This window comes from Streptomyces sp. NPDC090021 (assembly GCF_044748225.1).
Classification (GTDB): Bacteria; Actinomycetota; Actinomycetes; order Streptomycetales; family Streptomycetaceae; genus Streptomyces.
Map to the genome: position 1 here is coordinate 66,524 of NZ_JBIVFO010000014.1, position 25,551 is coordinate 92,074.

Annotated in this window: 25 protein-coding genes; 13 read left to right on the forward strand and 12 right to left on the reverse strand. The window is 72.7% G+C overall.

What is annotated here, in order from left to right:
* Window positions 1–17 precede the first annotated feature (17 nt).
* A complete protein-coding gene (locus ACIPXC_RS13635; RefSeq protein ID WP_401616562.1) occupies window positions 18–1,928 on the forward strand; it encodes a FadD3 family acyl-CoA ligase in 1,911 nt (636 codons plus the stop codon).
* 104 nt (window positions 1,929–2,032) lie between these two features.
* On the opposite strand, the gene ACIPXC_RS13640 is transcribed toward ACIPXC_RS13635, so the two are convergent.
* The 4 genes from ACIPXC_RS13640 to ACIPXC_RS13655 all read right to left on the reverse strand — a co-directional run bounded on the left by ACIPXC_RS13640 (window position 2,033) and on the right by ACIPXC_RS13655 (window position 7,747).
* Window positions 2,033–2,797: a hypothetical protein gene (locus ACIPXC_RS13640; protein ID WP_401616564.1), complete on the reverse strand. Its 765-nt coding sequence runs from the start codon at window positions 2,795–2,797 to the stop codon at window positions 2,033–2,035.
* Between the two features lie 99 nt (window positions 2,798–2,896).
* A complete protein-coding gene (locus ACIPXC_RS13645) occupies window positions 2,897–3,625 on the reverse strand; it encodes a class I SAM-dependent methyltransferase (RefSeq protein WP_401616565.1) in 729 nt (242 codons plus the stop codon).
* A gap of 154 nt (window positions 3,626–3,779) precedes the next feature.
* Window positions 3,780–3,971, reverse strand: a complete 192-nt coding sequence (locus tag ACIPXC_RS13650) for a hypothetical protein (protein ID WP_401616567.1) — start codon at window positions 3,969–3,971, stop codon at window positions 3,780–3,782.
* A gap of 173 nt (window positions 3,972–4,144) precedes the next feature.
* Complete coding sequence (locus ACIPXC_RS13655; protein WP_401616569.1) at window positions 4,145–7,747, reverse strand: BTAD domain-containing putative transcriptional regulator; 3,603 nt, start codon at window positions 7,745–7,747, stop codon at window positions 4,145–4,147.
* A 131-nt stretch (window positions 7,748–7,878) separates the two neighbouring features.
* On the opposite strand from ACIPXC_RS13655, the gene ACIPXC_RS13660 reads away from it, so the two are divergent.
* On the forward strand, window positions 7,879–9,111 hold the full coding sequence (locus tag ACIPXC_RS13660; RefSeq protein WP_401616571.1) for an amidohydrolase family protein: 1,233 nt from the start codon (window positions 7,879–7,881) through the stop codon (window positions 9,109–9,111).
* A gap of 267 nt (window positions 9,112–9,378) precedes the next feature.
* Window positions 9,379–10,236, forward strand: a complete 858-nt coding sequence (locus tag ACIPXC_RS13665; RefSeq protein ID WP_401616572.1) for a trypsin-like serine peptidase — start codon at window positions 9,379–9,381, stop codon at window positions 10,234–10,236.
* 39 nt (window positions 10,237–10,275) lie between these two features.
* Here the strand turns inward: ACIPXC_RS13665 and ACIPXC_RS13670 are convergent, their stop codons facing one another.
* From ACIPXC_RS13670 to ACIPXC_RS13695, 6 genes are all read right to left on the reverse strand, one after another.
* Window positions 10,276–10,587, reverse strand: a complete 312-nt coding sequence (locus tag ACIPXC_RS13670) for a hypothetical protein (protein WP_401616574.1) — start codon at window positions 10,585–10,587, stop codon at window positions 10,276–10,278.
* Window positions 10,584–10,928: a hypothetical protein gene (locus tag ACIPXC_RS13675; RefSeq protein WP_401616575.1), complete on the reverse strand. Its 345-nt coding sequence runs from the start codon at window positions 10,926–10,928 to the stop codon at window positions 10,584–10,586. The genes ACIPXC_RS13670 and ACIPXC_RS13675 overlap by 4 nt, the downstream gene beginning before the upstream one ends.
* A 168-nt stretch (window positions 10,929–11,096) precedes the next feature.
* Window positions 11,097–11,540 (reverse strand): NUDIX hydrolase, encoded by a 444-nt coding sequence (locus ACIPXC_RS13680; RefSeq protein WP_401616579.1) that lies wholly within the window; start codon window positions 11,538–11,540, stop codon window positions 11,097–11,099.
* Window positions 11,541–11,675: 135 nt separating this feature from the next.
* Complete coding sequence (tgmC, locus tag ACIPXC_RS13685) at window positions 11,676–12,878, reverse strand: ATP-grasp peptide maturase system methyltransferase (protein ID WP_401616581.1); 1,203 nt, start codon at window positions 12,876–12,878, stop codon at window positions 11,676–11,678.
* Window positions 12,856–13,854, reverse strand: a complete 999-nt coding sequence (gene tgmB, locus ACIPXC_RS13690) for an ATP-grasp ribosomal peptide maturase (RefSeq protein ID WP_401616583.1) — start codon at window positions 13,852–13,854, stop codon at window positions 12,856–12,858. The genes tgmC and tgmB overlap by 23 nt, the downstream gene beginning before the upstream one ends.
* Before the next feature lie 3 nt (window positions 13,855–13,857).
* On the reverse strand, window positions 13,858–14,124 hold the full coding sequence (locus tag ACIPXC_RS13695) for a putative ATP-grasp-modified RiPP (RefSeq protein ID WP_401616585.1): 267 nt from the start codon (window positions 14,122–14,124) through the stop codon (window positions 13,858–13,860).
* A gap of 155 nt (window positions 14,125–14,279) precedes the next feature.
* Here ACIPXC_RS13695 and ACIPXC_RS13700 point away from each other — a divergent pair, with 155 nt between their 5' ends.
* From ACIPXC_RS13700 to ACIPXC_RS13720, 5 genes are all read left to right on the forward strand, one after another.
* Entirely contained in the window at window positions 14,280–15,650 is a 1,371-nt protein-coding gene (locus tag ACIPXC_RS13700) for a Tat pathway signal protein (RefSeq protein WP_401616586.1), read from the forward strand.
* Between the two features lie 13 nt (window positions 15,651–15,663).
* Window positions 15,664–15,954: a DUF6087 family protein gene (locus ACIPXC_RS13705; RefSeq protein ID WP_401616588.1), complete on the forward strand. Its 291-nt coding sequence runs from the start codon at window positions 15,664–15,666 to the stop codon at window positions 15,952–15,954.
* A gap of 194 nt (window positions 15,955–16,148) precedes the next feature.
* Entirely contained in the window at window positions 16,149–16,304 is a 156-nt protein-coding gene (locus tag ACIPXC_RS13710; protein ID WP_401616590.1) for a hypothetical protein, read from the forward strand.
* Window positions 16,301–16,834 carry a hypothetical protein gene (locus tag ACIPXC_RS13715; protein WP_401616591.1) on the forward strand — a complete coding sequence of 178 codons (534 nt, stop codon included), beginning with the start codon at window positions 16,301–16,303 and terminating at the stop codon, window positions 16,832–16,834. The genes ACIPXC_RS13710 and ACIPXC_RS13715 overlap by 4 nt, the downstream gene beginning before the upstream one ends.
* 620 nt (window positions 16,835–17,454) lie before the next feature.
* Window positions 17,455–18,264 carry a hypothetical protein gene (locus ACIPXC_RS13720; protein ID WP_401616593.1) on the forward strand — a complete coding sequence of 270 codons (810 nt, stop codon included), beginning with the start codon at window positions 17,455–17,457 and terminating at the stop codon, window positions 18,262–18,264.
* Between the two features lie 25 nt (window positions 18,265–18,289).
* Here the strand turns inward: ACIPXC_RS13720 and ACIPXC_RS13725 are convergent, their stop codons facing one another.
* Window positions 18,290–18,631, reverse strand: coding sequence for a hypothetical protein (locus ACIPXC_RS13725; protein ID WP_401616782.1), 342 nt, complete (start codon window positions 18,629–18,631; stop codon window positions 18,290–18,292).
* A gap of 32 nt (window positions 18,632–18,663) precedes the next feature.
* Window positions 18,664–18,921: a hypothetical protein gene (locus ACIPXC_RS13730; RefSeq protein WP_401616595.1), complete on the reverse strand. Its 258-nt coding sequence runs from the start codon at window positions 18,919–18,921 to the stop codon at window positions 18,664–18,666.
* A 191-nt stretch (window positions 18,922–19,112) separates the two neighbouring features.
* On the opposite strand from ACIPXC_RS13730, the gene ACIPXC_RS13735 reads away from it, so the two are divergent.
* The 5 genes from ACIPXC_RS13735 (at window position 19,113) to ACIPXC_RS13755 (ending at window position 25,529) form a co-directional block, all read left to right on the forward strand.
* On the forward strand, window positions 19,113–20,060 hold the full coding sequence (locus ACIPXC_RS13735) for a TIGR03619 family F420-dependent LLM class oxidoreductase (RefSeq protein ID WP_401616597.1): 948 nt from the start codon (window positions 19,113–19,115) through the stop codon (window positions 20,058–20,060).
* A 10-nt stretch (window positions 20,061–20,070) separates the two neighbouring features.
* Window positions 20,071–20,856 carry an SDR family NAD(P)-dependent oxidoreductase gene (locus ACIPXC_RS13740; RefSeq protein ID WP_401616599.1) on the forward strand — a complete coding sequence of 262 codons (786 nt, stop codon included), beginning with the start codon at window positions 20,071–20,073 and terminating at the stop codon, window positions 20,854–20,856.
* Between the two features lie 113 nt (window positions 20,857–20,969).
* Window positions 20,970–22,091 carry an LLM class flavin-dependent oxidoreductase gene (locus ACIPXC_RS13745; RefSeq protein ID WP_386464826.1) on the forward strand — a complete coding sequence of 374 codons (1,122 nt, stop codon included), beginning with the start codon at window positions 20,970–20,972 and terminating at the stop codon, window positions 22,089–22,091.
* Window positions 22,092–22,329: 238 nt separating this feature from the next.
* Complete coding sequence (locus ACIPXC_RS13750) at window positions 22,330–24,069, forward strand: amidohydrolase family protein (RefSeq protein ID WP_401616601.1); 1,740 nt, start codon at window positions 22,330–22,332, stop codon at window positions 24,067–24,069.
* The gene (locus ACIPXC_RS13755) at window positions 24,066–25,529 is read left to right on the forward strand and encodes an aldehyde dehydrogenase family protein (protein WP_401616603.1); all 1,464 of its coding nucleotides are present in this window, start codon (window positions 24,066–24,068) and stop codon (window positions 25,527–25,529) included. The genes ACIPXC_RS13750 and ACIPXC_RS13755 overlap by 4 nt, the downstream gene beginning before the upstream one ends.
* The last annotated feature ends 22 nt before the right edge of the window (window positions 25,530–25,551 follow it).

The following is a 25,551-nucleotide window of genomic DNA, read 5'->3' on the forward strand; positions in this document are numbered from 1 at the left end:
GCGGGAGGGTGGCACGCATGGGCGACGACGGGCTGCGCGAGGACGTCCACGGGGGCGCGAGCGAGGGCGCATCCGGGGGCGCGAGTCGGGGCGTGAGCCAGGGCGTGCGCGGGGGTGCTTCCCAGGGCGGGGGTGCTGCCGAGGGCGGGCGCGGCGGTGGTCGCGAGGAGGCGCGTGAGCGGGCGCGTGAGGGAGCGCGCGAGGGGGCTCATGGGGACGTACGCGAAGACGTACGCGGTGACGCGCGCGAAGACGTACGCGGTGACGCGCGCGAAGACGTACGCGGTGACGCGCGCGAAGACGTACGCGGTGACGCGCGCGAAGACGCGCGCGGTGACCTGCGCTGGGGGACCATCGCGGGGCTGATCCGGTCGGCGGCCGCGCGGTACGCCGACCGCGAGGCCGTCGTCGACGGGCGCGTCCGGATCGACTACGCGCAGCTCGGGGAGCGCGTCGAGCGCGCCGCGGCCGCCTGCGTCGCCGCCGGGCTGGAGCCCGGCGACCGGGTCGCCGTCTGGGCCCCCAACACCCTGGACTGGATCGTCTCCGCGCTGGGCGCCGTCTCGGCGGGCGCCGTTCTCGTCCCCCTGAACACCCGTTTCAAGGGTGCGGAAGCGGCGTACGTCCTCCGGCGCAGCCGGGCTCGGCTGCTGTTCGTCACCGGTACCTTCCTCGGTACCTCCTACGTCGCCTCCCTGCGCCGGGCCGCGGCCGAGGGGCCGGGCCGCGGACCCCTGCCCGGGCTGCCGCACCTGGACGAGGTCGTCGTCCTCGCCGAGGACGCCCCCGACTCCTTCCGCACCTGGAAGGACTTCCTCGCCGGCGGGGACCGGATCACCGCGGAGGCGGTCCGCGAGCGCGCCGAGGCCATCAGCCCCGACGCCCCCTCCGACATCATCTTCACCTCCGGCACCACCGGCAGTCCCAAGGGCGCGGTCATCACCCACGCGCAGTCCCTGCGCTGCTACGACGTGTGGAGCGAGCTCGCCGGCCTGCGCGAGGGCGACCGCTACCTGATCGTGAACCCCTTCTTCCACACCTTCGGCTACAAGGCCGGGATCATCGCCTGCCTGATGCGCGGGGCGACGATGGTCCCGCAGCCCGTCTTCAACGCGGACACCGTCCTCGCCAACGTCGCCGCCGAACGGATCTCCGTGCTCCCCGGGCCGCCCACCCTGCACCAGTCCCTCCTGGACCACCCCCAGCGCGACCAGCACGACCTCTCCGCCCTGCGGCTGGTTGTCACCGGTGCCGCCGTGGTCCCACTGCGGCTCGTCGAGCGCCTGCGCGAGGAGCTGCACATCGCCACCGTCCTCACCGCCTACGGCCTCTCCGAGGCAGGCGGCATCGTCACCATGTGCCGCCGGGGCGACCCCGCCGAGGTCGTCTCCGCCACCTCGGGCCGGGCCATCCCGGACACCGAGGTGGCGGTCCTGGACGGCAGCGGCCGCCCGCTGCCGACCGGGACCCCCGGCGAGATCGCGGTCCGCGGCTACCACGTCATGCAGGGGTACTTCGAGGCCCCCGACGAGACGGCCGCGGCGATCACCCCGGAGGGCTGGCTGCACACCGGCGACGTGGGGGTGCTGGACGGACACGGGAACCTGCGCATCACCGACCGGATCAAGGACATGTTCATCGTCGGCGGCTTCAACGCCTACCCGGCCGAGATAGAGCAACTCCTCGGCTTGCACCCGGACATCGCCGACGTCGCCGTCGTCGGCGTCCCCGACCCGCGCCTGGGCGAGGTCGGCAGGGCCTACGCGGTCCGCCGCCCCGGCTCCACCCTCACCGCCGACGACCTGATCGCCTGGTCCCGCCGCGAGATGGCCAACTACAAGGTCCCGCGCACGGTCGAGTTCGTCACCGAACTCCCCCGCAACGCGAGCGGCAAGGTCCTCAAACGCGAACTCCGCACCCGCACCTGACCCCGCCCCGCTGTACGCCGTACGCCGTCGGCCACCCGGCCACCCGGTCACCCGGTCGCGCGGGTCGTGGGGACGCCAACCCGTCCCGGCCGTGCACCCGTGGGTCAGCGGGCGTAGGAGCCCAGGCCCACCAGGCAGTAGACGTACTGGTTGAGGACGGTGGAGCCGCGCATGTAGCGGTAGGAGAAGGCGTACTGGGTCCTGGGGTTGTCGTTGCAGCTGTTCAGGTCCGCAGTGCCGGGGATGCTCTCGATCACCCGGTAGTGAGCGTCGGAGGCCGAGCAGGGGACCTCCTCGACGCCGCTGACGCTGCGGGGCGTCGTCGAATCCGGGAGCTGCCCGTTGAGGCAGGTGCCCCGGTCGAAGGGGCTGGGCTCGGGGCTCGGCTCGGCGCTCGGCTCGGAGCCGTACGCGGTGGTGGCGGCGGCTTCGGGGGCCGGCGTCCACGGCGAGGGGGTGGCGAAGGGAGTCCACGAGGACGACCGGGTGGGCACGGCGTCGGCGGCGGGTTCGGCGTCGCCGCCGCCCAGCAGGAAGAAGCCGATGACCAGGACCGCCGCGACGGCGAGCCCCACCAGGCAGCCGCGCCCGCCGCCCGTCTGCGGGGCCGGGACGGGCCGCTGTGCGACCGTGTCCGCCGTCGGTGGGGGAGTGATGCCGCCGGCCCCCGCGATCCAGGCCGCGCCCGCGCCGGACACGTGGATGCGTAAGCGCATCTCCTCGGTGCCGACACGGACCTTGACGAGGTCGCCGTGCCGGCAGGGGGGTATGCGCAGCCGGACCGTTCCGGTCGGCAGCTCCACGGGGAGGATCACACCGTGGGCGGCCTGCTGGGGGGAGATCGTGACGACCATTTCCTGTGACGACACCGGCTGCTCCAGGGAGTGAGGGTGGTGCGCAGGCTGCCTGACGGTTCCTCACGGATTGTGCCCTGTGTCCCGTGGGCGACGCAGTCGTTCCGCCGAGTCTCAGGAGCGGCGGGCCAGTACCAGCCGCCAGCGCGGAGCGCCGTCGGGCAGGCGGCCGAAGTGCGCGAGCGGGACGGTCTCCACGGTGAAGCCGGCCGCCCCGAGGTCGGCGCGCACCCCGCTCAGCGGGAAGGTCCGGTAGTACATGACGAAGGGCGGCCGCCACACCGCGTTGCGCACCCGCATCGCGGCGTCGAAGCCCGCCACCGCCCACCACACCGGTGAGCCGGGCGGGATCGGGGCGCCGATGGGGAAGGCGAAGACGCCTCCCTCGCGCAGTGCCGCGTGCACCCCGGAGAAGAGCGCGGGCCGCTCGGAGGGCAGGAAGTGGCCGAAGGCCCCGAAGCTGACGGCCAAGTCGTAGCGGTCCGAGAGTTCTGGCGGCAGGGCCCGCGCGTCGGCCCGTACGAAGTCCACGCGGTCGTCGTCCGCGTGCCCGCGCCCGGCCTCGGCGAGCATGCCCGCGCTGAGGTCCACCCCGGTGACGCGGTCCCGGCACAGCCGCCGCAGCATCCCGATCCCGGCGCCGGTGCCGCAGCACACGTCCAGGCCGGAGCCGAAGGTGCCCTCCCGCTGGGCAAGGGTCTCCTCGACCGCGTCGAGCATCCGGTCCGGGGTGCGGAAGGGGGTGTGGTCGAACTTCGGCGCGAGGAGGTCGTAGCCCCGCTCGACGGAGGAGAGGCCCTGCACGGCCAGTTCGCGGACGCTCGGCCCGTGGGAGGAGAACACACCCCCAGCCTAGGCCGCCGAGGCCGGGCATACGTGTGCGGCGGTCGCGGTGGCTCCCCCTCCGGGCCACCGCGACCGCCGTTCCCCCGTTGCTCCCCCGATTTCCCCCCGAGCCCCCGATTCCCCCGTGGGCTCCCCCGTGCTCGTGCCGGTGTTACGGGCGCGGACCGGACGCGTGGTTGTCCAGCGTCCGGATCTCCTCGTCCACGGCCGGGTCGTCCGCCGGCGGCTTGATCTCGATGCCCGACGCGTGGTTGTCCAGGGTCTCGATCTCGACGCCCGAGGCGTGGTTGTCGAGCGGCTTGATGGTGCCGTCGTTCGGCAGGATGTTCTCGTTCGTCGTCATCGGTTCTCCTGATGGATGGGTGGGACCCGTTCGGCGATTCCCCCGATGACCGCCGAACGGGTGATCCTTCCAAACGACCCGGATGTCCCCCGACGCACCGGGTCGATGCACCTATCGTGCCGTTCGGCGATAAACGAACGATGAACGCCTCGTTCAGCAAGCGCTCTTGCAGGTCAGGCGGCGATCTCCGTGGCCAGCAAGGTCTGCACCTCGGTCAGTTCGGCCGAACCGAGCTGCCGGAACACGGCCTCCGCGTCCCGCCAGCACGCCCGCGCCCGGTCCGTCTGCCCCAGCCGCCGCAGGGCCTTGCCCAGCACGGTCAGCACGGTCGCGCGCCGCCACTCCCCGCCGATGCCGCGCAGCGCGATGGCCTGCTCGGCGTGCGCGGCGGCCAGCGTGGGCCGGCGCGCGGCGAGATGGGCGACGGCCAGCCGGAAGTGGGTCACGCCCTCCCACAGCGGCTGCCGGTTGTCATGGAAGAGGGCCAGGGCCTCGGTGAGCTGTGCGAGCGCCTCCCCGAGCCGGCCCGCCTGGGTGAGCGCGATGCCGAGCGCGTAGCGGCCGTTGGCCAGGCGCAGGGACAGGCCCATCCGGTCGTAGATGGCGATGCCCTGCTGCGCGAGGTCTATGGCGCTGGTCAGGCGGCCCAGTTCCACGTGGATGCGGGACAGGTTGCACAGGGCGCTCGCCTCGCCGACGTTGTTGGCGTCGGCACGGAAGTTCTGGATGGCCTCCAGCAGGTACCGCTCGCCGTCCGCGTGGCGTCCCTCGTAGAGGGCGATGATCCCCCGGTCGTTGGGCGCCCAGCAGCTGGGCAGCGGGTCACCGGCCTCGCGGGCCAGGGCCGTGGCCTGGCGGGCCTCGTCGTCGGCCTCGGCGAAGCGGCCGGCGACCAGGTGCACGTTGGTGAGGGTGGTGCGGGCGCGGCCCTCGGCGTACGGGTCCTTGGCGGCCTGGGCGGCGTCGCGCAGGGCGGTCGCGGCGGACTCGTACTGCCTGGAGTTGGCCCCGGACTCGGCCAGGTCCTTGGCCGCCCACAGCAGGTCCACGGCCCGGCGCAGCACCGGGGAGTCGCCGCCCCGCGCGGAGGCCTGCCGTACGCACGCCAGCAGCGGCCCGGCCTCCGCGTACAGCCAGTCCAGGGCGGCGCGCGGCTCGGCGAAGACCAGCCCGGGGTAGTGGGTGTCGGACAGGTGCGCGGGCAGCCGGTCACCGGGGCGTTCCAGGGCGTAGACCCCGGAGGCGGTGGCCAGGTAGAAGTCCAGGAGGCGGTCCAGGGCCGCCTCGCGCCCGCTCGGCGGCTGCTCGTCGCGCTCGGCGCAGGCACGCGCGTAGAGGCGTACGAGGTCGTGGAAGCGGTAGCGGCCGGGGGCGGCGGATTCCAGGAGGGAGCAGTCGACCAAAGCCTCCAGGAGGTCCTCGGTGTCGTACTCGGGCAGGTCGAGTACGGCGGCGGCCGCCGACAGCGAGATGTCGGGGCCGTCGGCGAGGCCGAGGAGGCGGAAGGCGCGCTGCTGGGCCGGTTCCAGCTGGCCGTAGCCGAGCTCGAAGGTGGCCTTGACCGCCAGGTCGCCGGACTGGAGCTCGTCGAGGCGGCGGCGTTCGTCGCCGAGCTTGGCGGCGAGGACGGAGACGGTCCAGGTGCGGCGGGCCGCGAGCCGGGAGGCGGCGATCCGGATGGCCAGCGGCAGGAACCCGCAGGCGCCGACGACGTCGAGGGCGGCCTGGCGTTCGGCGCCCACGCGTTCCTCACCGACGATGCGGGTGAAGAGCTGGAGGGCCTCCTCGGGGCTCATCACGTCGAGGTCGACGAGATGGGCCCCGGCGAGGCCCGCCATGCGGACGCGGCTGGTGACGAGGGCGGCGCAGCCGGCGGTGCCGGGCAGCAGCGGGCGGACCTGGGCGGCGTCGCGGGCGTTGTCGAGGAGGACCAGGACGCGGCGGCCGTCGAGGGTGGAGCGGTAGAGCGCGGCCCGTTCGGCCGGGGAGTCGGGGATGGCGGTGTCGGGGGTGCCGAGCGCGCGCAGGAAGGAGCCGAGGACGGCCTCCGGTTCGGTGGGGCGGGCGTCGGTGCCCTGGAGGTCGACGTAGAGCTGGCCGTCCGGGAAGTGCGGGCGGGCGGCGTGCGCGACGTGGACGGCGAGGGTGGTCTTGCCGACGCCGCCGATGCCGGCGAGCGCGGAGACGGCCATGACCTGGTCCTGGGCGCCGCCGGAGAGGATCGTGCCGAGTTCGGCGACGAAGCTGGAGCGGCCCGTGAAGTCGGGTACGGTCGCGGGCAGCTGGGCGGGCCTCACGTGAGCGGCGGTGGCGGCCGGGGCGGGGTCTTCGGCGCGGGCCAGATCGGCGTCGGCGTTCAGGATGCGCTGCTGGAGGGCGGCCAGCTCGGGGCGCGGGTCGACGCCGAGCTCGTCGGCGAGGAGGCGGCGGGTGTCGGCGTACACGGCGAGGGCCTCGGCCTGCCGGCCGCTGCGGTAGAGGGCGAGCATGAGCAGCTCGCGCAGCCGTTCGCGCAGCGGGTGGGCGGCGGTGAGGGCGGTGAGTTCGGAGACGGCCTCGGCGTGGTGGCCGAGCTCCAGGTCGAGGTCGAGGCGGGACTCCAGGAGCTGGAGGCGCCATTCGGCGAGCCGGGTGCGCTCGGTCTCGGCGTGCGGGCCGGGGACCCCGGCGAGGGGTTCGCCCTCCCACAGGTCGAGGGCGCGGGCCAGGAGCGTACGGGCGAGGGAGCGGTCCCCGGCGGCCCGGGCGCTCTCGGCGTCGGCGGCGAGGCCGCGGGCGACGCCGAGGTCGAGGGTGGCGGCGGAGCGCAGCCGGATGGCGTAGCCGCCGGACTCGGTGACGAGCAGGCCGGGGTCGACGACCTTGCGCAGGCGGGAGGCGTAGGTGCGGATGGTGGCGAGGGCCTGCTGCGGGGGGTCCTCGCCCCAGATGGCGTCGATCAGTTCGGGGGCGGTGGCGGTGCGGCCGTCGCGCAGCAGGAGTACGGCGAGCAGGGCGCGCTGCTGGGGGGTGCCGGAGGGCAGGGCCTCGGCGCCCCGCCAGGCCCGGACGGGCCCGAGAACGGCGAACCGGGACTCGCGGTCGCTGCCGGTGCCGCCTGGTGCGGTCGCGGTGGCGCCTGCGGTGGCGCCTGCGGCGGGCCCGGGGGTCGCGGGCTGGGCCGTGCTGGGTGCGGGTGCGGGTGCGGGCCGGGCGGGGCCTGGGGCGGTCGCGGCGTGGCCTGCGGCGGGCCCGGGGGTCTCGGCGGGGTCGGCCGTGCCGGGTGCGGGTCGGGCGGGGCCTGGGGCGGTCGCGGCGGTGCCTGCGGCGGGGGCGGGGGCCGCGGCGGGGGCGGGCGTGCCGGGTGCGGGTGCGGCTATGGGCCGGGCGGGGCCTGGGGCGGTCGCGGCGTGGCCTGCGGTGGGGGCGGGGGTCGCGGGCTGGGCCGTGCCGGGTGCGGGCCGGGCGGGGCCTGGGGCGGTCGCGGTGTCGCCTGCGGTGGTCTCGGCGGTATCTGGGGCGGTCGCGGCGGTGTCCTGGGCGGGGCCGGAGGTTCGGGCGGGCTCGGGCGTGCCGGGTACGGCTGTGGTCGGGGTGGTGCGGCCCGCCGTCGCGCCTGCGGCGGCGGGGCCCGGCGTGCCGGGGGCGTGGCCACGGCCGGCTGCGGCGCCTGCGGCGGCCGTCGGCGGTACGGGACCGGCGGGGCGGGCGGGGCGGGTGGGGTCGGCTCCGGACGCGGCGGCCGCGCGGGCCTCGGGGTGTTTCCGCGGGTGCGGGATGGCCGGTACGCCGTCCATCTGTCGTCCCCCTGCCTTCCGTCGGTGTAAGGGTCAGTCTGCCCTGTCTCGCGCGTACACGTCAGCCCGTCCATGACCGATCACAGACCAACTAGCTGACGGTTCGTCAGATCGGCGCTACCGTATGCGCCATGGAGACCTTCCCGAAGATCATCTCGGTGGACGACCACACGGTTGAGCCCCCCCACGTCTGGCAGGACCGGCTCCCGTCCAAGTACCGGGACACCGGCCCCCGCATCGTCCGCGCCCCGCTCAAGGAAATGACCTTCCTCGGCGGCAAGTTCGCTCCCGTCATGGGAGCCCGCGGCGACGACGGCCCGATCGGCGACTGGTGGGTGTACGAGGACCTGCACCGGCCGCTCACCCGCCTCGACACCGCCGTCGGGTACGACCGCGACGAGATCAAGCTGGAAGTCATCACCTACGAGCAGATGCGCCCGGGCTCCTTCTCGGTTCCCGACCGGTTGGCCGACATGGACGTCAACCACGTCCAGTCGGCGCTCTGTTTCCCCACCTTCCCCCGCTTCTGCGGCCAGACCTTCACCGAGGCCAAGGACCGTGAGCTGGGGCTCCTCGGCGTACGGGCCTACAACGACTGGATGGTGGAGGAGTGGTGCGGCCCCGACGCCCGCGGCCGTCTCATCCCGCTCACCCTCGTCCCGCTCTGGGACGCCCGGCTGGCCGCCGCGGAGGTGCGCCGCAACGCGGCGCGCGGCGTGCGCGCGGTCGCCTTCTCGGAGATACCCCCGCACCTGGGCCTGCCCTCGATCCACACCGACGAGTGGGACCCTTTCCTCCAGGCGTGCGACGAGACCGGCACGGTCATCGCCATGCACATCGGCTCCTCCTCCCGCATGCCGTCCACCTCCCCGGACGCCCCGCCCGCGGTCGGCTCCACCATCACCTTCGCCAACTGCTGCTTCTCCATGGTCGACTGGCTGATGAGTGGCAAATTCGAACGCTTCCCCCATCTGAAGATCATGTACGCGGAGGGTCAGATCGGCTGGATCCCGTACATCCTTGAGCGCGCCGACGTGGTCTGGGAGGAGAACCGCGGGTGGGGCGGGGTCGCGGACAAGGTGCTCAGGCCGCCGTCCGAGCTCTTCGCCGGGCACGTCTTCGGCTGCTTCTTCGACGACGCCTTCGGCCTGAAGAACCTCGACTCCATCGGCGTCGGCAACGTCCTCTACGAGACCGACTACCCCCACTCCGACTCGACGTGGCCGAAGTCCCGTGAGGTCGGCGAGGCGCAGATGGGCCACCTGGACCCGGACGTGGTGGACCGTATCGTGCGGGGCAACGCGATCGACCTGCTCGGGCTCACCCCGGACGGCCTGTGGCCGGGACCGGGCTCGACCGCCTGACCCCGTGGTCCGGCCCCGGTGCCGGCTCGGCCGCCCGACCGGCCCGACCGCCCGGCCAATGCAGGCGTGTCCGCTGGTGACGGTCTCGGCCACGGAGGAGCTGGTGAAGCCGCAGCTCAGGTTGGCGGTGCCGGTGCCTTCTTTGACGAGCGCGGACAGGCTGCCGGGAGTGACGGACCGGCTACGCAGGGGTCGTCACATGCCTTGCACCCGGCCGTGCGGGCAAGGCATGCTTCGCCAGGGCAAGGCGGAAGGATCATCATGCCGGTGGACAAGCGGAGCGTCGTGACGGCGGTGCTGTGTGCGGTGGCGGCACTGGGGGCTTCCGCGGCGGTCGCGAAGCTCGCGCCGCCGCCCGAGGCGACCGCGCCCGTACAGGCGAAGGCCGCGCAGCCCTCCCTCTCGCCGACTGCTCCCTCGCGCTCGCACGAGCCGAAGCCCCAGCTGTCCGGGCAGCCCGGGACCACCCTGCCGCCAGGCGTCACGCCCCCGCCGGGCGGGCCCGCCTCCTTCACCGGCGCCCTGTTCACCAACGGCCTGGACAGCGACCACTTCTGCACCGCCACCGTGGTGCAGAGCCCCGGCCGCAACCTCATCGTCACCGCCGGGCACTGCCTGCTCGCCGGGAAGCAGGCCGACGGGACCGCCGTCTTCGCCCCCGCCTACGCCAACGACACCGCACCGTACGGCACATGGAAGATCGAGGAGGTCTTCGAGGACGAGCGCTGGGCCGAGGGTACGGACGACGACTACGACCTCGCCTTCGCCACGCTCGCCCCGGACGCCCAGGGCCGCTCGATCGAGGACGTGACCGGCGCGGCCGTACTCGACACCACGGGCCGGGCCGGCGAGGAGGTCACGGTCACCGGCTACCCCGCCGACCGCAAGATCCCCCGTACCTGCACGGCGACCGCGGTCCGCGAGAGCGCGACCCAGCAGCGCTTCGACTGCGCGGACTTCCCGGGCGGCACCAGCGGCAGCGCGTGGATCGCCCGCGACGGCAAGATCGTCGGCATCCTCACGGGCGGCGACACCGACGACGTTTCGACCAGCACGGTCCTGGGCGACTACGCGGCCTCCCTCTACACCAAGGCCACCGCCCAGACCGCCCCGCAGTCCCGCTGAGGCGCGTGCCCGAACGGTCTGCGAAGCGAGCGGCCTGGGTCATTGCCAGAAGATCTGCTCGATGACGATCTGGGGCTCGGCCGTGCGGTGGACGAAGGTGTAGCGCAGCCAGCCGTGGCCTCGGTCGAAGTAGAGCATGTGGGCGCCGCGGGGTTCGGTGGAGCGGACCGGCTCGATGCTTACCTTCGTGGTGTCGAGATGGTCGTCGCGGTACGGGTGATGTGACGTCTTCAGCTCTGTGACCGCATCGGTGATGAGGTCCCGCACGTCGGCAGGCAGCGTGTCCCGGTATTCGGCGGCCAGCTTGGTCCAGTCCGTGGCCCATGGGGGACCGGTGAAATCCGCGCTCACTCGCCGGGTCCGAGCGCGGCCACCTGGTGGTGAATGCGCGACGCTTCTTCCAGCAGGGCCTTGGCCTGGTCCGGGTCCGCGCACTCGGCCGCGCGCTGCTCCAGATCACGCACGTGGTGGTCCAGGTGCGGGTCCTTGGCGAGGGCGTACTCGCCCCACCAGCGGGCCAGGAACGCCGGCGCCGCCCCCATGTCGTAGGTGTCGGCGACCTTCGCCCGCCAGTCGGCCTCGAAGTCGTCCAGGAGTTGCGGGGCATGGGCGGCGATCGCCGCCCGCAACGCGGGAATGTTGCGCTCGGGCATCGGGGGGACACCGTGGGCGGGCCCCGGGGCGGTGGTCATGAGACATCCTCTTCCGGTAGGCGCCCTACACCCTAGTGCTCCCGGCCCCGCCCCGTGGGGAGACGGCCGATCCGACGGAGCGTGGCTCCGGCGCACGGGCCCTCCGAGCGCGGCCGCCTGGTGGTGAATGCGTGACGCCTCCCGCAGCCACCGCCGTCGGCGGCCGGCTCAGGCCAGCAGGCCCAGGTGGACGGGCTCTGCCGGAGGGTTCGTGAGGAGGTCCGCGAGGCGGGGTGGCCATACCGGTTCGCCCAGGGTGGCCAGGCGTTCCGCCGAGAGCCACTGCCAGTGGATGCCCGGGGACTCCAGGACCGGTTCCCGGCGCGGGCCCGTGGTGACGTAGATGTGCTCGTGCTGGCGCACCGGTACGCCCTGGTGCGTGAAGTCGTGCTCCCAGGTGCACAGGAGGCGCTCCGGTTCCAGGTCGGTCCACCCGGTCTCCTCGCGCAGCTCGCGCCGCACGCAGTCCTCGGGGCTCTCGCCGGGATCGATCCCACCGCCGGGCGGCAGCCAGTGGATGCCCACCTCCACGTTGTCCTCGCGGAAGAGGAACACCGACCCGGCGGGGGACAGGATGACAACGCGTGCCGCGTGACGTGGAGTTCGCCTCATCGATTCAGAGTACGTCGGTGATCGGCTCCGGGAGACGGGCCTGCGCTGCCCGTCTGCCCAGGAGCCGATCACCGCGCGGCGACGGCCCACGCCGGGGCCCACGCCGGACCAGCGATCGGCTGAAGCCACCATCCGTCAGGGCTTGGGGAGCGGCAGGCCGGGCATCTGCGGGTTCCGCAGGTGCTGCCCGCCGTCGTACACGTGCAGGGTGAAGGTCTCCGGGCCCGGGCGGCCGACCGCGTCGTACGCGGTGAGCACGCTTTCGACCTGCTCCCACAGCCGTACCGGTCCGCCTTCGCGTACCTCCCAGTCGCTGCCCTGCGGGGTGAGGAGGGCGGCGGAGCCGGTGACGGTGTCGGCCAGGAGCACGCTCTCACCGAGCACCGTCATCTGGGCGTCGTGCACGGCAGTCTGGGCGAGGAACCGCAGGTGGAACGCTTCCTCGGTGGCGGCGGTGATCCGCTGCGGCGAATGCATGGCCGGGCGGCCGTCGTCGTCGACGCGGTGGGCGGCCCAGTGGCCGGGGTTGCCGAATGCGGGGGCCGCGTGGGTGCGGGCGGACATGAAGGACACCGTGCCGCCCAGCAGCGCGCCCTCCCCCGTGCCGTCATCACCGACGGTCAGCAGAACCCGTGCGTATCCGTAGAGCCAGCCCGACAGGGTGATCAGGATCTTCCCGCCCGGCCGGGTCTGGGCGATCAGGGCGGGCGGGACGGCTCGGAAGGAGCAGGCGGCTACGATCCGGTCGAAGGGCGCTTCGGGCCAGTACCCGTACATCCCGTCCGCGACCGCGAGGGCGGGGGTGTAGCCCAGGCCGTAGAGGGCGTCGGCGGCTTGGCTGAGCCGGTGGGGGTCGACCTCGATGGAGGTGACCGCTGCGGAGCCGAGGCGTTGGCAGGCGAGCGCGGTGGAGTAGCCGGTACCGGTGCCGATCTCCAGCACCCGGTGACCTTCGCGGACATCGGCATCGGCCCACATACGTATGACGAGGGAGGGCAGGGTGGATGAGGATGTCGGGGCTCCGCCGTGCCTGGGGGAGGGCTGCTTCCAGTCGGGTTCGTCGCCGTCGAACTGGGTGATCAGGGTGGTGTCGGTGTAGGCGGCGGCCAGCCACCGGCCGTAGTCGAGCTCGGCGGTGACCGGCTCCCACACCGTCAGCCCCTGCCCGTCGCGCACGTCGGCGGGCAGGTAGAAGCCCGGCACGAACCGGTGCCGCGGCACCTTCTCCACGGCCTCCCGCCACGCGGGATCGGCCGGCGCGCCGTTCTCGGCGAGGGCGCTGGCCATCGTCTGCCGCAGCTGGGCGGCGTCGGTCTCAGGGTCGGCGGGCATCGTCATAGCCTGCCGCCTCCTTCCTCGTGAGGATGTCGGCGAACGCCTCGGTGATGGCCGGCGCGTCCGGGAGCCAGCCCCACTGTCCGTTCGGGTTGCACTCGACGGCCGTCCAGTGTTCCGCGGCATCGCCGTCGCCGGTGAGGGCGAAGTCGAAGCAGCCGAAGACCAGACCGAACGATGCCAGGTAGCTGTGTGCCGCGGAGGCGATGGGATCGGGTACGCCGATGGGGGTGTGGATCAGCTTGTTCCAGTCGCCGCGGCGCCAGTCCAGGGAGCCGTCGGGTGCCTGGACGCGGCTGGCGAACACCTTCTGGCCGACCACGGTCATCCGCACGTCGCCGGTCTTGGGGACCTCGGCCTGGAACAGGTGCGGCATCACCGCCAGGGAGTCGTCGAAAGTGCCGGGGTCGACGCGCTGGGCCCAGATCGCCCCGGCGCGCCCGTCCTCGCCGGCGGGCAGGCCGCGGAAGGGTTTGTAGATGACCGGCCCGTGCTCGGCGGCGAACGTACGGGCCTGCTCCGGGTCGTTGGTGACCAGCGTCGCCGGGATCGTCAGGCCGAGCTTGGCGAACCGCTGAAGCTGGTCGGGCTTGAACTCGGCGCGGGCGACGGCGAGGGGGTGATTGACGTAGAGGGCGCCGGTCAGGGTGTGCAGGATGCCGCCGAGCCCGTGGCGGGCCTCGGCGGTGCAGAAGTCCCGTTGCTGGGCAGGCAGGTGTCCGTACCGGGCGGCGTACGGGGTGGGGCGGCGGTAGTACACCGCCGCCACCTCCCCTAACTCCACCTCCCGGCTGCCGGTGGCCAGGCGTCCGCCCCAGGCCGGCGCCCCAGCGCCGATGCGGGCGCCGAAGGACAGCCCGGCGCCGATGTCGGCCGGGTCGGCGCGGACGACCGGCGCCTCACGCTCGTGCAGCGCGGAGATCACCAGGTCCGCGGTGACGTCCTCCAGCGCGGTGAGGACCAGGGTGGTGGAGGTCATCGGTCAGTCCGAGCTGTAGTCGGGGGTGGAGTCGTCCGCGGTCTGCGGCTGCGGGCTGGACCCGTCGCCGCCGCCGGACATGGACGTGGTCGGGTTGGTCTGGTTGGTGCCGTGCTGGCCCATCTCCACCCGCCGGCCGGCGGTGTCGGTGTAGCGGGCGGTCTGCGTGGACGGATCCAGCGTCACCGCGGCGTAGGACGGCGGGCCGACCGGCAGCCGGTCGGTGACCAGCCTCATCGCCCACGGAGCCTGGGGTGCAAGCGTCTGCATGCGCTATCCCTTCCCCTGTGTCAGACGGGCAGCCGGGCGGCTGCCGCCTGAGAAGAATCGCCGCCGGGCTGGTGCCCCGGCCAGTACCGTAGGGGTCGCGAACCGTGGCGGAAAAACCACGCTCCGTACTCGGACTTGGGGAGGGTCAGGCAGCGATGGCGAGCAGATCCGGCAACCCGCACCTGGAGCTGTGGATCACGGCGAGCGGTCTGTCTCATGGGGAGATCGCCCGCCGCATCGCAGCGGCGGCCAAAGGCCAAGGCCACCGGCAGATCGCCCCAGACGCGACCCGTATCCGGCGCTGGATCGACGGGGAACGGCCCCGCCCGCCGGTCCCTTCCCTACTTGCGGACGTCCTCTCGGAAGCGGTCGGCCAGATCCTCACTCCCAGTGATCTCGGCTTGACCGCCGCCGGTCCGGTGCTGGATAGCATCCAGCTCCCGCTGCTGACCGAGGCAGCTGCCCAAACCCTGGCCGGATGGACGCAGATGGACCTGTTCATGAACCGCCGCGACGCCCTCAAGCTCGCCATCGGCGCCCCGCTGGTCCTCGCCGCCGAACGGATGCTCGGCGGCACCGCCCGCGCCCTGAACGACGACCGCAAGGGCTTCGACACCGACACCGTCTCCGCTCTCGAAGAGGTCACCGCCTTCTTCGCCCGGGCCGACGCGTCCAAGGGCGGCGGCCTGTACCGCTCGGCGATCGTCGCCCAGCTCGCCGAAGTCGCCCGCCGCGTTCAGGACGGGGTGCCCCGAAGTCTGCGGACCCGGGTGTTCGCGGCGACCGCCGATCTGGCGGCGCTCGCGGGGTGGGTGAGCCACGACAGCGGCCGGTACCCGACCGCTCAGCGGTACTGGAGCTACGGGATCTACGCAGCCGGTGAGGCCGGGCACCCGGATCGAGGGGTGGAGATCGTCACCCGGATGTCCCACCAGATGATCTACCTCGGCCGCCCACAGGACGCCCTCGGCCTTCTCGGCGTAGCCGCGGCGAAGGCGAAGATGCCCGTGACCCGGGCGCTGGTCGCCTCACAGACCGGCCGTGTCCACGCGGCCCTCGGTGATGAGTACCAGGCGGACAGGCACCTCGGCGTGGCCGACGTGCTCCTGGCCGACGGTCTTGGCGGGGACGTCCCCGAGTGGGTGGGCTACTTCGACGCCGCCGAGCACGCCGGCGCCTGCGCGGTCTCCGCCCGCGACCTCGCTGGACTCGGCCGTGGCCACCGCGCCGCGAGCATCCACTTCCAGGACGCCCTCGCACTGCGCAAGCCCGGCTTTGACCGGGTACGCGCCATGGACCGCATCGGACTCGCCGCAGCCCTCTTCGACGAGGGAGAGGCCGAACGCGGGGCCCGGGCCGCCCAGCAGGCACTCGACGACGCGGCCCGCGTCGACTCCACTCTGGTGACCTCGCGGCTCAACACGCTGCTGCGCGCGGCCCGCCCGTACGAGACTGCTGCGGTCAACGACGTACGGCACCGGGCGAAGGATCTCGCCGCCGCGCGCCCGACCACGGTCGCGGCCTGAGAACATCGAGCACATGGCCAAGCACCGCCGACCCGGACCGCCCAACGAGCCCTCCCGCGCCGCTCCCCGCATCGATGCCGGCAACCCGCTCGCCGCGTACAACAAGCGCCGGCGCCCGCCGCTGGACGTCTACCGCCGTCACCGGCCCGTGCACGGCGGGGCCGGACACCTGCGGCCCGACGAGCCTCGCGTCCTGGAGGAGTGGAACGGCTTCGCGTACGAACCTGCCGGCACCGCCCCGAACCTCGCGGCGGCCCAGGGGTGGGTGAACGAACTCCAGATCGGCAACGGCCCAGCCATGTGATCAGCTTTGGTGAGTTCTGGGTTCTGGCGCAGGTCTTGGGGAGCCGTCGCGGAGCGTTACGTCGCTGTTCGATTGCGAGGGACCGGCACGTGCGAGACGGCGTACGCCTGGGCTTCTGACAGGCGGAAGTGACGCCCTCTCAGGTGCATTCCGTCCGCTCCTCCAGTCGGCTGTGGACGGTGATGGTGCTGGCCATGCAGACCGACGCACCGTTGTGGGACTCTCCGGTGTCCGAGGGGATCGACGAGGTGGATGTCGAGGCGGTTACGGCCGCGTTCGGCACGGTCGAGGTGGCGGCGGCACCTGCCGCCGAGGACTGTCGGATGCGCCTGGCACGATGCCGGGCATGAGCCCGACACCAGAGCTGACGCAGAAGACCCTGACCGAACGCGGCTTCCGCGGCTTCGTGTCGTTCCGTGAACTGCCCGGCAGCAACGTTCCCACCGGGCACGGAATCTACGTGGTGATCCGCACGGACACCTCGGCCCCGTCGTTCCTCCCCGCCAGCCCTGCCGGACACCTCAAAGGCCGCGACCCGTCCGTGACAGCCGACAAACTCAGCAAGGCCTGGGTGGACGGGGCAACGGTCGTGTACATCGGCAAGGCCGCAGGCCAGGACGGACTGCACGAGCGGCTTGCCGACTACCGCCGCCACGGCGCCGGTCTGCTGGCCGGCCACTGGGGCGGTCGCTACATCTGGCAACTGGTCGACTCGGACGCACTGCTCGTCGCCTGGCGGCCGACGACCGAGGATGACGCGGGTGAGGCCGAGCAGGACCTGATCGACGAGTTCAAAGAACTCCACGGAGGAGCTCTGCCCTTCGCCAACCTCAGGAACAACGCCCGAAAGGCTCCGGAGACGGACACCAACATCGGCTAACCCCGGTCACCCTGCGCCGCCCAGGGGCCGCGCGCCGACACCGGCCGCGGCCTCTGTGCGTTCAGGAAGACGAGCACGACCCCGCTGAGCTGCACTGCTGATTCGCCAAGATCATTCCGTGGCGGCTTCTGGGGTCGCCTTCACTGTACCGATGGTCCCCAAGGCCGGACACCGCCCGGCGCGGCGCGGCCTGCGACGGACATCGGCTCGCGCGGTCCCGCAAGGAGTGGCCGGGTGCTGCTGGGCCACCCGCCGCGCAACCCGCCGATGAATGAGGTGCGTCACCACAGCGCCGAGGGCCGGATCCCCGATTCCGGTTCCGTGGACGGGGAACTGACGGTGTCGAACGCGGGTCCGGTGATCGATCCAGTGGGCGTGCCGGGGCTCCGGGAGCCCTTCCGTAGGTGGCCCGCACGGCAGCACACCGCAGGTGAGGGCCCTGGGTTGGGCCTGTCGGCCGCCGTATCGACGGCCCGGGCGCACGAGGCGGAGCCGACGGCCGCGGCTCCTCCGCCGCCGGAGGGCGGTCTGACGGCCGGTGTCCGGTTCCCCGTGCCCGGCGTGGCGCGTACAACGCGGACAAACCAGGTCTGATGGTGCGCTGATGTACGGTCGGGTGGATGAGCAAGCACGCCCGAGCACGCTCCCGCCCCGCCCGTACGAACCGTCGTGCGGCCCGCCGCCGCGCCGCCCTGGCGGCCACCCTCGGCCTGGTGACCTTCACTGCCGGGTGGGTGTACGTCGCCCAGGACCCGGACCGGTCGGCGGGCGCGGCGCAGGCCAGCACCGACTCCCGCCCGCAGCCCGTGGACCGGGTGGCGCGTGACGTCCGGCGGTCGCCCATGCAGGGCCTGACGGGGATCAGCGAACAGACCCGCGCGCGGATCCCGGCCGAGTCCCGCCAGCTGATCCTGGTCACCGGCAGGGCCGTGGACTCCTCGGAGTCGACCGCCACCCTGTACACCCGTCCCGAGGCCGGGGCCGACTGGGTCAAGGCGGAGAGCTGGCCGGCGCGCAACGGCGCCCGGGGCTGGTCCACGGAGCGCACGTACGGCGACCTGACCTCCCCGCAGGGCGTCTTCGCGCTCACCGACGCGGGCGGGCTGCTGTCCCCGCCGCCGGGGACGCGGCTCCCGTACGACGAGGATCGGGGCTTCGTCGCCACCGGTCGCGGGGTGAACGGGGAGTCCCTGGTGGGGTCCTTCGACTACGTCGTCGCCATCGACTTCAACCGCCGCCCGGGCCACTCCCCGCTGGATCCGGTCAAGCCGGACGGTGAGGGCAAGGGCGGCAACATCTGGCTCCACGTGGACCACGACGGCCCCTCCCAGGGGTGCGTCGGCATCCCGAAGGAGGCCATGCGCAAGGTCCTGGAGACCCTGGACCCGGCGGCGAAGCCGGTCATCGTGATGGGGCCGGAAGGCTTCTGACGGGGCGAGCGCGCAGCGCCGGCCGTCAGTCGCCGAGATCCAGGACGCGGACCGGCTCGCCCTCCCAGCGCTTGGGGAGGGTAGTGGCGACGACGGCTCCGTCGGGGCGTTCCGGCGTGGGCTGGGCCGCGTGCCGGGCGTGTGCCGCGGCCCAGGTCTCGTGGCGTGCAAGGGCCAGCGCGGCGGGCAGGTCCAGGTCCAGGATGGTGATGCCCGGCAGGGAGGCCAGGTGCTCCGCCGTGCCGGGCCGGGCGCGGTCTGCTTCGACCAGTGCGCAGGTGGGTGCGTAGAGGAACCAGCCGGCCTCGGCGTGTGCGCGGTGGATGAGCCGGGACGCGAGGACGTTGCCCTGACCCGCTGCGAGCATCGCCGTCTCGTCCAGCACAATGTGCGTTTCCGTCACCTGCCCCTCGTCTCCGCCAGGCGCCGGTCCAACTCGTTGTCCAGGTACTGCTGTTGCGACGGGGACGGGGCGTAGCCGTTCCAGGCGTGCAGCGCGGCTCGGGCCCGCTCGGCCCGTTCCGCCCGCTCGGCCGGGGTGAGCAGCGTCTCGGCCAGACGGGCCAGGTAGGCGCGCAGCGACAGTCCCTCGGCGGCGGCTATGGCGGCGAGTCTGTCCTTGGCTTCCTCGGGGATGCGGATGTTGGCGTCGGCCATGAGCGTGCTCCTTCCCGTAACCCAAGGGTACGGGTACGCACCCGTACCCGCAATCCGCGGGCGCCGTGGGTCGGATCCGGCGGGGGTGGGGGTCGCAGATCGGCTCCCCTCTTGTCTGATGGACCGTCAGGTATCACGATGGCCCGGCACCGATAGGACGCATCGGCAGACGAAGGCGAGGCGGGCCCGCCATGGCGCGCGTGTTTCCGGAAGGTCGGCTGGTCTACGGGATGCAGCTCCCGGTCCAGTCGCAGAGCACGATCTACGCGGAACCCTGGGAGGCGGCGGCCGGGGCCCGCGATCTCGCCGAGATCGCCCGGGCCGCCGACCGGTCCGGCTTCGGATACCTGGCCACCTGCGACCACGTGGCGATCCCGCGGCGGCTCGCGGGAGCCATGAGCACCGTCTGGTACGACCCGGTGGCCACGCTCTCCTTCCTCGCCGGGATCACCGAGCGCGTGCGGCTGATGAGCCACGTGGCGATCCTCGGCCTGCGTCACCCGCTGATCAGCGCCAAGCAGTACGCCACCCTCGACCACCTCTGCGGCGGCCGGCTGATCCTCGGCGTCGGCGCCGGTCACGTCCAGGAGGAGTTCGAGGTCCTCGGCGTGGACTTCGCGCGCCGCGGGGCCGTCCTCGACGAGACACTGGACGCGCTGCGGGCGGCGCTGGGGCCTGAGGAGTACCCGGAGTTCGAGGGCGGGTCGTTCTCCTTCAAGGACCTCGGGCAGCTGCCGCGCCCCGCCCAGGAGCGGATCCCCGTCTGGGTGGGCGGCTCCTCGCCCGCGGCCGTCCGCCGGGCCGCCGTTCGCGGGGACGGCTGGCTCCCGCAGGGCGACCCGCGCGAGAAGCTCCCGGCGCAGATCGCCCGTATCGCGCGGCTGCGCGCCGAGGCCGGCGTCACCGGACCCTTCGAAGTCGGTGCGATCACCGAGGCGCTGTACGTCGGGGAGCCCGGCTGGGACACCGGCCGCCGCACCCTCACCGGCAAGGCGGAGGTGCTCGCCGAGTCCCTGCGCGAGTACCGGGCGCTCGGCGTGGACCAGATCCAGGTCCGGTTCCGCAGCCGCGACCGTGCCGAGCTCGTCGACCAGATCACCGCCTTCGGGGCCGAAGTGGCCCCGCACCTCAACGACTAGGAGCACGGGCATGGGCAAGCTGGATGGGCGCGTCGTCGTCATCACCGGTGCGGCGCGCGGCCAGGGCGAGCAGGAGGCCCGGCTCTTCGCGGCCGAGGGCGCGAAGGTGCTCCTCGGGGACGTGCTGGACGAGCAGGGCGCGGCCGTGGCCAAGGAGATCGGCGAGGACCGGGCCCGGTACGTACGGATGGACGTGAGCCGGGAGGAGGACTGGGCGGCGGCCGTCGCCGCCGCGAAGGAGTCCTTCGGCCGGATCGACGGCCTGGTCAACAACGCGGGCATCCTGCGCTTCAACGAGCTGACGGCCACGCCGCTGGAGGAGTTCCAGCAGGTGGTCCAGGTCAACCAGGTCGGCGCGTTCCTCGGCATCAAGTCGGTGGCGCCCGAGATCGAGGCGGCCGGCGGCGGCACCATCGTCAACACCTCCTCGTACACCGGCCTGACGGGCATGGCGTACGTCGGCACCTATGCCGCGACGAAGGCGGCGATCCTCGGCCTGACCCGGGTCGCCGCGCTGGAGCTGGCGGCCAAGGGGATCCGGGTCAACGCGATGTGCCCGGGGGCGGTGGACACCCCGATGGCCAATCCGGGCCTGCTGGACCCCGCGAACATGACCGACGAGGCCCGCGAGGCGATGGCGGAGCTCTACCGGCGGGTGGTCCCGATGGGGCGGGTGGGGCGGCCGGAGGAGATCGCCCGGCTGGCGCTCTTCCTGACCGGTGAGGACTCCTCGTACATCACCGGTCAGCCGTTCGTCATCGACGGCGGCTGGATGGCGGGCGTCAGCATCCTGTAGCGACGCGACCGGTAGCTGATGGAGCGTCAGGTATTGACGCTCACGGCCCCCCGGTGGAACAGTCGAGACATCAAATCTGACGACACGTCAGAAAACAGAGGACGGTGACCCCCTTGGAATTCGGGCTCTTCGTGCAGGGATACGTGCCAGAGGCGCGGTCCAAGGTCGACCCCGAGGCAGAGCACAAGGCGCTGGTCGAGGAGACCGAGTACGTCATCCAGGCCGACAAGTCCGGCTTCAAGTACGCCTGGGCCTCCGAGCACCACTTCCTGGAGGAGTACTCGCACCTGTCGGCGAACGAGGTCTTCCTCGGCTACCTCGCGCACGCCACCGAACGCATCCACCTCGGCTCCGGCATCTTCAACCCCCTCGCCCCGGTGAACCACCCGGTCAAGGTGGCCGAGAAGGTCACCATGCTCGACCACCTCTCCAAGGGCCGCTTCGAGTTCGGCACCGGACGCGGCGCGGGCAGCCACGAGATTCTCGGCTTCCTGCCCGGCATCGAGGACATGAACGGCACCAAGGAGATCTGGGAGGAGACCATCGCGGAATTCCCCAAGATGTTCCTCCAGGAGGAGTACGAGGGGTTCCAGGGCAAACACTGGTCGCTGCCGCCGCGGAAGGTCTTCCCCAAGCCGTACGGCAAGGCCCACCCGGCCATGTGGTACGCCGCCGGATCGCCCTCCTCCTACGCGATGGCGGCGAAGAAGGGCCTCGGCGTGCTGGGCTTCAGCGTGCAGAAGGTCTCCGACATGGAGTGGGTCCTCGACCAGTACAAGACGGCCATCAGGGAGGCGAAGGCCATCGGCGCCTTCGTCAACGACAACGTGATGGTCACCTCCACCGCCATCTGCGCCGAGACCCACGACAAGGCCGTCGAGATCGCGGTCAACGCCAACATGAACCGCTTCCAGTCGCTGGTCTTCCGCTACCACGACACCTTCCCGCGGCCCGAGGCGATCCCCGAGTGGCCCGAGACCCTCCCCGAGTACAACGCGGAGATCATCGAGCTGCTGATCGCCGAGGAACTCCTCATCTGCGGCGACCCGTCGGAGGTCCGGGCCCAGTGCAAGCGCTGGGAGCAGGCGGGCGCGGACCAGCTCTCCTTCGGCCTGCCGACCGGTGTCTCCTACGAGGACACGATGACCACGATCAAGCTGATCGGCGAGCACGTGATCCCGCAGATCGACACGGACCCGGTCCACCGCACCACCCGCTTCCGCCAGGCCGCCTGACCCTGCGGGATACGCCGACGGGGACGGCGTCTTCCCGGACCGCCGTCCCGCACCGGCCCCGGCCGGGCGGCCACCGGCCGGGGCCACGTCCAGCCCCGCCGCCGTTGCGGGCGCGGGGCTGGACGCCGCAGCCCCGCCGGCCGGGCCGAAGGCGGACGGAGGCCCAGCACAGGCCGACCGTAAGGCGGGCGGAGGCCCCGCAGGCCGACCGTAAGGCGAACACGGCAGAGAGGACGTCATGCTCGACCACCTGATCAAGGGCGCGACCGTCGTGGACGGTACCGGCGCCCCCGCCCGCGTCGCGGACCTCGGCATACGCGACGGCCGCATCGCCGTCATCGCCGCACCCGGCACCGTCACCGAAGAGGCCCGCACCAGCGAGGACGCCACAGGCCTCGTCCTCACCCCCGGCTTCGTCGACCCGCACACGCACTACGACGCCCAGCTCTTCTGGGACCCTTACGCCACCCCCTCCATGAACCACGGCGTCACCACCGTCGCCGGCGGCAACTGCGGCTTCACCCTGGCCCCGCTCAACCCGGACCGCCCCGCGGACGCCGACTACACCCGCCGCATGATGAGCAAGGTCGAGGGCATGGCACTGGCGGCCCTGGAGGAGGGCGTCGACTGGACCTGGTCCACCTTCGGCGAGTACCTCGACGCCCTGGAGGGCCGGATCGCCGTGAACGCCGGCTTCATGGTCGGGCACTGCGCCCTGCGCCGCCACGTCATGGGCGAGGACGCCGTCGGCGGACAGCCCACCCCCGAGCAGATGCAGCAGATGCTCGACCTCCTCCACGACGCCATGGACGCCGGCGCCTGGGGCCTGTCCACCACCCAGTCCGCCACCCATTCCGACGGCGCCGGCGCCCCCGTCGCCTCCCGGCACGCGAAGCCCGCCGAACTCCTCGCCCTGTCGAAAGCCGTCGCCGAACACGAGGGCACCCAGCTGGAAGCGATCGTCGCAGGCTGCCTCGACCAGTTCTCCGACGAGGAGATCGACCTCTTCGTCGACATGAGCGCCGCCGCCGGCCGGCCCCTGAACTGGAACGTCCTCACCATCGACGCCGCCGTCCCGGAACGGGTCCCGCGCCAGCTGGTCCCCAGCGAGCGCGCCCGCAAGGCGGGCGGTCGCATCGTCGCGCTGACCATGCCGATCCTCACACCCATGAACATGTCGCTCGGCACCTTCTGCGCGCTCAACCTCATCCCCGGCTGGGGCGAGGTCCTCGGCCTGCCCGTCCCCGAGCGGATCGCCAAGCTCCGCGACCCGGACGTACGCGCCGAGATGCTGCGCCGCGCCGACAGCAAGGAGGCCGGCGTCTTCCGGCGCCTGGCCCACTTCGGCCGCTACGTCATCGGCGACACCTACAGCAAGGAGAACGAGGGCCTCTCCGGGCGGGTCGTGAACGACATCGCGGCCGAACGCGGCCAGGACCCCTTCCAGTGCCTGGTGGAGATCTGCGCCAACGACGAACTGCGCACCGTGCTCTGGCCGATGCCCACCGACAACGACCCGGCCAGCTGGGCGCTGCGCGCCGAGACCTGGCAGCACGAGGACGTCATGCTCGGCGGCTCCGACGCCGGCGCGCACCTGGACCGGATGTGCGGCGCCCCGTACACGACCCGCTTCCTCGGCGACTGCCTGCGCGGTCGCAAGCTGGTGCCGCTGGAGCAGGCCGTACGGATGCTCACGGACGACCCGGCCCGGCTGTTCGGGCTGCGCGAGCGGGGCCGCCTCGCCGAGGGCTACCACGCGGACCTGGTCCTCTTCGACCCCGAGCGGATCGAGGCGGGTCCGGCCACCCTCGTCCACGACCTGCCCGGCGACAGCCCCCGCCTCGACGCCCGGGCCGTCGGCATCGTCTCGGTACGGGTCAACGGTGTGGAGACCGTCCGCGACGACGAGGTGACCGGGGCCGTCCCCGGCATCGTGCTCCGGTCGGGCCGCGACACCAGGACGGTGAGCACCCGATGACCGCTCAACCCCTGTACATCGGTGGCGAGTGGGTGGAGCCGGCGGGCGGGCACTACGAGGTGGTCAACCCGGCCGACGAGTCGGTGGTCGGGCTCGCCCCCGAGGCCTCGCGCGCACAGGTCGCCGACGCCGCGCGCGCCGCGGCCGAGGCCTTCGACAGCTGGTCGCGCACGACGCCGCAGGCCCGCGCGGAGATCCTCGACCGGGCCGCGGACATCATGCAGCGGGAGTTCGAGCCGTGGACGGCGCTCGCACGGGCGGAGACGGGCGCGCCGACCGGCATCGCACGCGGCATGCAGGTCGGCGTCGGTGTCGCCCGCTTCCGGCGGTACGCCAAGGGCGCCCTGGAGCCCGTCGAGAAGGGGCTGCCGCCACAGGTCACCGAGGCCGGCCCGATGGGGCGGGCGAGCATCCTGGGCGCGCTGGAGGTCCGCCAGCCCGTCGGCGTGGTCACCTGCATCACCTCCTACAACAACCCGTGGGCGAACCCGGCCGGCAAGGTGGCCCCCGCCCTCGCCATGGGCAACACCGTCGTCGTCAAACCGGCCCCGCAGGACCCGCTGTCCGTTTTCCGGATGGCGCAGGCACTGCACGAGGCCGGGGTCCCGGCGGGCGTGGTCAACGTCGTGTCCGGGCAGTCGGTGGAGGTCGGCGAGGCCGCCGTGGACTCCCCGTACGTGGACATGGTGTCCTTCACCGGCTCCACCGGCGTCGGACAGCGCATCGCTGAGGTCTGCGGCCGCACGATGAAGCGGCAGCTGATGGAACTCGGCGGCAAGGGCGCCGCGATCGTCTTCGAGGACGCCGACCTGGACGCGGCGGTGATGGGGATCGGGACCACCTTCTCCTTCTACTCCGGTCAGATCTGCACCGCCCCGACCCGGGTGATCGTCCACCGGTCGGTCTACGAGCGGCTCGTCGAGAAGCTCACCGGCTACCTGGCCTTCATGAAGGTCGGGGACCCGGCGGCGGCCGGGACGGTCGTCGGCCCGGTCATCTCGGCGGCGCACCGCGACCGGGTGGAGTCGTACGTCGAGCTGGGGAGGAAGGAGGGCGCGCGGGTCGCGTACGGCGGCGAGCGTCCGGTCGTCGGGGACGGGCGGGGCTTCTACGTCGCACCCACCCTGCTCGTGGACTGCACGAACGACATGCGGGTGGTCCGCGAGGAGATCTTCGGCCCGGTCGTCGTGGTCGTCCCCTTCGACGGCGACGAGGACGAGGCGGTCGCGCTGGCCAACGACAGCGACTTCGGCCTGCTCAGCTACGTGTGGTCCGGTGACGCGGCACGCGCCTTCCGCGTGGCGCGGCGGCTGCGCGCGGGCGGTGTCGGTGTGAACACCATCGGCCGCAACATGGAGGCACCCTTCGGCGGTTTCAAGCGCAGCGGGGTCGGCCGGGACGTCGGCTCGTACGCCCTGCACGCCTACAGCGAGATCCAGTCGATCGTCTGGACGACGTAACGACGTAACGACGTAACGACGT

Coding starts and splice junctions, on each gene's coding strand:
- ACIPXC_RS13635 (WP_401616562.1), top strand. CDS start 18: ATGGGCGACGACGGGCTGCGCGAGGACGTCCACGGGGGCGCGAGCGAG.
- ACIPXC_RS13650 (WP_401616567.1), bottom strand. CDS start 3,971: ATGACGACGAACGAGAACATCCTGCCGAACGACGGCACCATCAAGCCG.
- ACIPXC_RS13655 (WP_401616569.1), bottom strand. CDS start 7,747: ATGGACGGCGTACCGGCCATCCCGCACCCGCGGAAACACCCCGAGGCC.
- ACIPXC_RS13660 (WP_401616571.1), top strand. CDS start 7,879: ATGGAGACCTTCCCGAAGATCATCTCGGTGGACGACCACACGGTTGAG.
- ACIPXC_RS13675 (WP_401616575.1), bottom strand. CDS start 10,928: ATGACCACCGCCCCGGGGCCCGCCCACGGTGTCCCCCCGATGCCCGAG.
- ACIPXC_RS13680 (WP_401616579.1), bottom strand. CDS start 11,540: ATGAGGCGAACTCCACGTCACGCGGCACGCGTTGTCATCCTGTCCCCC.
- tgmC (WP_401616581.1), bottom strand. CDS start 12,878: ATGACGATGCCCGCCGACCCTGAGACCGACGCCGCCCAGCTGCGGCAG.
- tgmB (WP_401616583.1), bottom strand. CDS start 13,854: ATGACCTCCACCACCCTGGTCCTCACCGCGCTGGAGGACGTCACCGCG.
- ACIPXC_RS13695 (WP_401616585.1), bottom strand. CDS start 14,124: ATGCAGACGCTTGCACCCCAGGCTCCGTGGGCGATGAGGCTGGTCACC.
- ACIPXC_RS13700 (WP_401616586.1), top strand. CDS start 14,280: ATGGCGAGCAGATCCGGCAACCCGCACCTGGAGCTGTGGATCACGGCG.
- ACIPXC_RS13705 (WP_401616588.1), top strand. CDS start 15,664: ATGGCCAAGCACCGCCGACCCGGACCGCCCAACGAGCCCTCCCGCGCC.
- ACIPXC_RS13710 (WP_401616590.1), top strand. CDS start 16,149: ATGCAGACCGACGCACCGTTGTGGGACTCTCCGGTGTCCGAGGGGATC.
- ACIPXC_RS13715 (WP_401616591.1), top strand. CDS start 16,301: ATGAGCCCGACACCAGAGCTGACGCAGAAGACCCTGACCGAACGCGGC.
- ACIPXC_RS13720 (WP_401616593.1), top strand. CDS start 17,455: ATGAGCAAGCACGCCCGAGCACGCTCCCGCCCCGCCCGTACGAACCGT.
- ACIPXC_RS13725 (WP_401616782.1), bottom strand. CDS start 18,631: ATGCTCGCAGCGGGTCAGGGCAACGTCCTCGCGTCCCGGCTCATCCAC.
- ACIPXC_RS13730 (WP_401616595.1), bottom strand. CDS start 18,921: ATGGCCGACGCCAACATCCGCATCCCCGAGGAAGCCAAGGACAGACTC.
- ACIPXC_RS13735 (WP_401616597.1), top strand. CDS start 19,113: ATGGCGCGCGTGTTTCCGGAAGGTCGGCTGGTCTACGGGATGCAGCTC.
- ACIPXC_RS13740 (WP_401616599.1), top strand. CDS start 20,071: ATGGGCAAGCTGGATGGGCGCGTCGTCGTCATCACCGGTGCGGCGCGC.
- ACIPXC_RS13750 (WP_401616601.1), top strand. CDS start 22,330: ATGCTCGACCACCTGATCAAGGGCGCGACCGTCGTGGACGGTACCGGC.
- ACIPXC_RS13755 (WP_401616603.1), top strand. CDS start 24,066: ATGACCGCTCAACCCCTGTACATCGGTGGCGAGTGGGTGGAGCCGGCG.